5 protein-coding genes are annotated in these 6,698 nt (G+C 32.1%); 3 read left to right on the top strand and 2 right to left on the bottom strand.

Annotated elements, in window-relative coordinates:
- Positions 1-411, bottom strand: a 411-nt coding sequence (yiaA, locus tag WBN21_RS13165) for an inner membrane protein YiaA (protein WP_424201010.1), incomplete at its 3' end; no start/stop codon positions are given.
- Between the two features lie 151 nt (positions 412-562).
- On the opposite strand from yiaA, the gene WBN21_RS13160 reads away from it, so the two are divergent.
- The 3 genes from WBN21_RS13160 (at position 563) to WBN21_RS13150 (ending at position 4,059) form a co-directional block, all read left to right on the top strand.
- Entirely contained in the window at positions 563-2,089 is a 1,527-nt protein-coding gene (locus WBN21_RS13160) for a hypothetical protein (protein ID WP_424201008.1), read from the top strand.
- Between the two features lie 32 nt (positions 2,090-2,121).
- On the top strand, positions 2,122-3,339 hold the full coding sequence (locus WBN21_RS13155) for a hypothetical protein (protein ID WP_424201006.1): 1,218 nt from the start codon (positions 2,122-2,124) through the stop codon (positions 3,337-3,339).
- Between the two features lie 225 nt (positions 3,340-3,564).
- Positions 3,565-4,059 carry a hypothetical protein gene (locus WBN21_RS13150; protein ID WP_424201004.1) on the top strand — a complete coding sequence of 165 codons (495 nt, stop codon included), beginning with the start codon at positions 3,565-3,567 and terminating at the stop codon, positions 4,057-4,059.
- Positions 4,060-5,459: 1,400 nt separating this feature from the next.
- On the opposite strand, the gene hemL is transcribed toward WBN21_RS13150, so the two are convergent.
- Positions 5,460-6,698: glutamate-1-semialdehyde 2,1-aminomutase (gene hemL, locus WBN21_RS13145; RefSeq protein WP_424201002.1), on the bottom strand; the 1,239-nt coding region annotated here is incomplete at its 5' end.

Here is a 6,698-nt window from a genome sequence, read left to right as displayed (position 1 = left end):
AAATAAACTTAGTAGAAAAGACATACCGTAAAATCCTTTTTCACTTAAAAGTAAATCGGCGTTCCAAAGTCCAATCACTAATAACACTATAGACGTTATGGTTGTAAACCAACTAATACTATAATAGATATCGGTAACAGGAATCTCTTCCATTTTATCTCTAACTGCTTTTTGCACAGAAATTACCGAGAATAAACCAAAAAGTAAGATGGTAAAATAGTATCCTTTTTCATTTAACATCATATCAGCGTTCCATAAACCAATGCAATAGGAAGTCATCCCAATTAATAAAGCCGTCCACGATGCCCCAATAAAAGCAGATGTTGGTTTTTGGTCATACACTTTAATCTCCTTTTTAACTTTTGAGTCATTTGATTTTTCATCCATTGAAACTGTTGTTTGATAATTCATAATTTTTTGTTTTAATGATTATGAGGCAAATCTGCAAAATCAAACAATCACACCAAACACAATTTTAAAACAAAACTTACGATATAAAATAGACAAAATTAACAATAAGTATTATATTTACTGATATAAACTTATTTTTAATGACGATTAAATGACCGATTTAAATGATATAATTTCTTCTCTTTCAACTGAAAATCAGCAGAAATTCATTACATATCTTGAAAAAAAGAATAAACGCAACGACACAAAAAATGTCCAGCTTTTTAATCTGTTATTAAAAAACGAACAAGATTCTAAAACCATTTGCACAAAGCTTTACGGAAACAAAAAGAACAATGCTTACCACGCGCTAAGGAAACGTTTACATGATTCCTTAATCGATTTTACAGCAAACCAAAGCCTACAAGAGGAAAACTCGGTAGATATGCAAATCATCAAATACATACTAGCTTCAAAATCCTTTTTACAACAAAAACAATATAAAGTAGCCTATAAAATTTTAGATAAAGCTGAAAAACTTGCAATCCAGCATGATTTATTTCCGTTTCTAAACGAAATTTATCACACAAAAATTCAATATGCTCACGGACAAACTGTGTCAACAGACCTTAATTCACTTACTTTAAAATTCAAAAACAATCAAAAAAACAGTCAACTTGAAGACGAACTCAATATTGTTTACGCAAAAATCAGACAAACCTTAAATAGCATTTCATATAAAGGGGAGATTTTAGATTTAGAAACCATTTTAACCAATACGCTACAAGATCACAACATCAATCTAAACGATTCTTTGTCGTTTAAATCATTATACCAATTAGTAACTATCTCGAGTATTTCAGCCTTTATAACTAAAGATTATTTAAAAATTGAACCCTTTCTTATAAATACTTATCAATCTATTTTACAAAGGAAAAACACCGAAAAACAACTGTATTATCATATTCAAATATTATATGCCATTGCAAACGCCCTTTTCAGAAATAAAAAATTTAATGAATCATTGCGCTATTTGGAGTTAATGCTTCAGCAAATGAATTCGAATAAAAAGAAACACTTTAATACCTTTAATTTAAAATACCATTTATTAAAAGCTTTAAATTTAAATTATAGCAACAACCAAGACCAAGCCATTCAAATTTTAGAGTCTTTAACGCACCAAAAACACCAAGACACAGAAACATCACTAGATATTAAATTAAGTTTAACGGTTTTTTATTTCCAGAAAAACAATTTAAAAATGGCCCATTCGGTAATTTCAAAACTTTACCATACCGACCAATGGTACACGGAAAAAGCGGGTAAAGAATGGGTGATTAAAAAAAACCTCATTGAAATTTTATTACATATCGAATTGCAGAATATCAACCTTACTGAATCAAAATTATTAAGCTTTAAAAGAAGTTATTACAAATATTTGAAAAGCATAAATCAGGCGCGCGTTATAACCTATCTAAACTTTATAGAAATGTATTACAAGAACCCTGAAAACATAACATCAGAAGCTTTTAAAAACAAAGTTGAAAGTGCATTTAACTGGTTAGAAACGCACAAAGAAGATATTTTCGTGATTAGTTTTTACAGTTTCTTAAAAGGTAAAATGACTAACACAAATACATTTAAAGTCACGTTATCACTAATAAAACAAGCACAACAAGAATTAAACACTAAGCCATAAATTATTACTCAAACTTTACCTATTTTTACGCGATGCTAAAAAAAAGACTCTTTATTATACTCTGTTTTTGTAGTTTAATCGCGACTACTCAAGAGCCTGATAGTTTATTCGTAAAAAACGGAATAGAGAAACCAAGCATATTATCAACACACCATTTTGGCATCTTTAGTTCGCGATTAAACACTAATTTTAAATATGCACCGCCAAAAAAAACCACTTTAGCGCTAAATTATACCAGCGGCAATAATTTCCATCCCTTTTTGGAAGCTTACTTCCCAAAAGATCCCGCAGTAAGAGCACAACTTGGTGAAGTTACTTGGCATGATCGCCAATTTAACTTTATAGACCAAGAAACCACACCTGCCGATTATTTAAACATCGTTATCGATGCCGTAATAAAAGAGTTTAGATTCACTACAAACATACCAATTAACAAACAACACGAATTAGAAATCACGCTACGTTCCTATTTAATTACCAATGGAAAATTTCCTTTTTCATTTTTTACAAGCGACGAAGGGATGGAATGGTTTCACAGCAATGTTGCAGGTGGCGAAGACCCATTTGGGCGGCGTTATTATGGTTTAAACCAAGTTAATTTCAAATATCTGGACAGAAACGATAATACCTTACAACTCAATAATAACGATTTTTTTATTGGCGGACTGGAGCTTAACCACTACTATTATCCAAAACTCGCCATAAACACATCTAGAAATATTTACTTAAATTTTGGCACGCATTTTGGCTTAAACACCTCCAAGTTCAATTCATCAATGGATGCTGGCATATCGGCAAACATTATTAAAAAACTACCCCTTAAAAACAACTTCGAGCTTAACTTTGCGGCAGGCGCCAATACTTTAGCAAAAAACCTTATCAATTTCAAAGAGGTTATCGATTTAGGAAACAGCCCATTTCTAGCAACTTTCGAGGGCGAAGTAGAAATTACCAAATACACAAAAAAAGGAAACTATAATGCCTTTGGAATAAATTACCATATTCAATCGGCTTACAACAAAAAAGAAGAAGCCAATTATTACAAATTAATTGGTAAATGGCGCGAAATAAATGGCGGCTGGCAAAACGGCGTTTACACCTTATACGACGCCCTATCAAGCTGGAATTTCATATACACATACGGCACACCAAAATACACACTTTCACTCTTTTTAAAGGAAGATTTAAAAGTAAACAACGCCCCCGATTTCCAGACAGGCGTAAGTTTAAAAATGCCAATTTCAAAATAAGTTTTTAGAGCTTGCCTACCTTTTTTAGGGCGTTACGCCTCCTTAGGTCGTCGTCGGGCTTTTCATTCCAAGTCCTGCCTGCCGGTAGGCAGGCCTAACGCAAATCCGTTTCCAATTCAAAAGTACAACATGTTAAACTGGCGTTAAAAACCTAAACCCAATTAAACCCTTTTAATATTTGAAGGTCAAATGAACAAATACAATTAAAACTTAATAAAAAATAAAATGAAAAAATTAATAATTATCGCATTAGCACTTGTAAGCCTACAAGCTATAGCACAAGAAGGAAAAAAAGAAAAATTCAATAAAGGTGAAAGAGCAGATAAAATGATGAATCTATCTGCTGAGGATATTGCCACAAACCAAACTAAAAAAATGACTTTGCATCTCGATTTAACCGAATCGCAACAAAAGCAAATTCAAAAAATAAATTTAGAAAATGCCACAAAAAGAAAAGAAATGATGGCCGAGCGTAAAGCTAGAAAAGAAAGCGGTGAGGTTAAAAAACCAACACCTGAGGAACGTTTAAAAATGGATAATGCCCGATTAGATTATAAAATTGCTATGAAAGCTAAAATGAAAAACATTTTAAATGAGGAGCAATTCGCAAAATGGGAAAAATGGCAAATGCAAAGAGATCATAAAGGTCAAAAAGGAAACCATGGAAAGAAAAGAATGGAAAAAGACGATAAAAAAGAATTAGAAAAACAAAAGCAATAAAAATTTTAGTTAGTTAGTTTGATTATAGTTTAGTTGATGTAAAAACGCATTCCAATTTTCGGGATGCGTTTTGTTTTATATATAAATCCAATCGACTAACCTTTTAAAGTGAAGAAAAAACTTTTATTAATATTAAAAATTTCTTCCAGAATACCATTGTCAAAAATGTAGCTAAAAGAAAAACGATGTGTTCATGTTTTTTGTCCACAAGATGGACAGAAATTTTCATTAACCGAGTTATTACAATTTAAACATGTCATTCTATTTATATGTTACAATTATTCACTTATTTTATACCGTTACCTCATAAAGATACATTTATTTGATATGTATAACGCTCTCCAAAAAAATAAAAATTCACTATTGCACAATACACTTAATAATCTTATCTTTAGACTGTTACATATATAAATAATATTAATATGTTAGAAAAACAAAAACTTATTGACAAACTGAAACAGGCAGCCGAGCTAAGCAATAAAGAGCTGATTAATAACCCTCAAGCATCGACAGGCAAATGCGTACTTAGATCTTCTGGATATTCTGAGTGTAAAGATGGCTTAACCGAGTCGGCTTGCAAGAATCAGGCTTCATATGGAATTACTGCTACATGGTACATAGGTGAAACTTGTTAGATATTATTTAGGTATTACTGGTATTTTGGCTTAACGATTAATTAAAGACTAGTTAAATTGCAAGTTCACCTGTATTTTATCTTCTATTTCTTATGTATAGTTCGGCAACATAATTTAGTCATTGGACCTTCGTTTATTTTAAAAAGAATTTCAACTATGTTTAATGATTGATTATAATAAAGTACAACTCGTTTATAATAACTTTTGTTACTCAAATCCTGTAAATAAGCCAGGCTATAGCAAGTTTTTTTACTAATTTATATCAGAGACTAATAACCAAGCGGTCATTTATGATGTTTTCACAACCGTATTCACAGCAGCAATTGTAAAATCTAAATCCCCATAACTTAAAGCATCCCATGAAAAAATATTTTAAACCTTTCATTATTCCCTTTAGAATTCTAAAAAGTCAAAATATTACCCCATTTTAAAAGCAATATTATTAAAGTTGTAACTAGTCCACTAATCATTAAAATAAAGTGCCAATAATACATTCTCGAACCCCATGTCTTCCGCATCTTATCACTAGATTCCTTTTTGTAAAATCCATAAAAAAACTTCCAAACTAGAAAAGTGACAACTAAAAAAATCGCTATTCCTATTACCAAATTTTTTACCATTTCTTAAAACCTTAAATGTTCGTTTTTTTTATTGTTGCCAACAAGTTATGTAATTACTTTTATTATTCATATTCCGAAAATGAGCGAAGAAATAGTCAATTCTTTTACCAATTCTTATTTAATTGGCTAATAACTAAAAGATCATTTATAGCGTTTTCGCTACCGTATTTACCGCAGCTATTGTAAAATCTAAATCCTCATAACTTAAAGCATCCGTTATAAACCACGTTTCAAAAGCGCTAGGCGCAATATAAATACCTTCATTTAACAAGCCGTGAAAGAATTTTTTAAAGGTTTCATTATTACCTTTTGCAGCGGTATCAAAATCAATAACTTGGCCCTCATCAAAATGCACAGAAATCATCGAGCCTACTCTGTTTATGGTATGCGTAATTTTATTATCAACCAAAACTTTAGCAATACCTTCATGTAGATATGCTGTTTTTTCTTCTAATCTTTTAAAGACTTTGCTATCCGTATTCAACTCCGTTAACATCGCTAAACCAGCAGCCATAGCCAACGGATTTCCGCTTAAAGTTCCCGCTTGATAAACTGGTCCTAAAGGTGCTAAATGATTCATAATTTCGTTTCTTGCTGCAAAAGCACCTACAGGTAATCCACCACCAATTACTTTTCCGAAGCAAATAATATCTGCATTAATATTATACCGTTCTTGAGCGCCACCTTTCGCTAAACGAAATCCTGTCATCACCTCATCAAAAACCAGTAATATATTATTTGCATCACATAAATCTCTTAACCCTTGCAAGAACCCTTCCTTTGGTGGAATACAACCCATATTTCCTGCAACAGGTTCAATAATAATACAGGCAATTCCGTTCTTGTTTGCTTCAATTAATTGGGCAACATTTTCAATATCGTTATACTTTGCTAGCAAGGTATCTTTGGCCGTTCCTTTTGTAACTCCAGGACTATTTGGTGTTCCGAAGGTACTCGCACCACTTCCCGCTTGAATCAAAAACGAATCGGAATGCCCGTGATAACACCCTGTAAACTTGATAATTTTATCTTTTCCTGTAAATCCTCTTGCTAAACGTACGGCACTCATACATGCTTCAGTTCCTGAATTTACAAAGCGTATTTTATCAATATTCGGAACCATTGAAACAGCTAATTCTGCAATTTGGGTTTCAATTTCAGTCGGCATTCCAAATGAAGTTCCTTTTTTGGCTTTTTCAATAACGGCGTTCACAACTGGTTGAAAAGCATGACCTAAAATCATTGGTCCCCAAGAATTTATGTAATCGATTAAACGATTTCCATCTTCGTCATACAAATACGCTCCTTTGGCTTCTTTAACAAAAATAGGTGTTCCGCCAACGCCTTTAAAGGCTCTTACTGGTGAGTTTACACCTCCAGGAAT

This window comes from Algibacter sp. (assembly GCF_049667265.1).
In the GTDB taxonomy this organism is placed as follows: Bacteria; Bacteroidota; Bacteroidia; order Flavobacteriales; family Flavobacteriaceae; genus Algibacter_B.
This window is presented reverse-complemented; position numbering and strand designations above follow the sequence as displayed.

Bases quoted from the DNA above. Each gene is read 5' to 3' on its own strand.
- WBN21_RS13160 (WP_424201008.1), top strand. From the start codon at position 563: ATGACCGATTTAAATGATATAATTTCTTCTCTTTCAACTGAAAATCAG.
- WBN21_RS13155 (WP_424201006.1), top strand. From the start codon at position 2,122: ATGCTAAAAAAAAGACTCTTTATTATACTCTGTTTTTGTAGTTTAATC.
- WBN21_RS13150 (WP_424201004.1), top strand. From the start codon at position 3,565: ATGAAAAAATTAATAATTATCGCATTAGCACTTGTAAGCCTACAAGCT.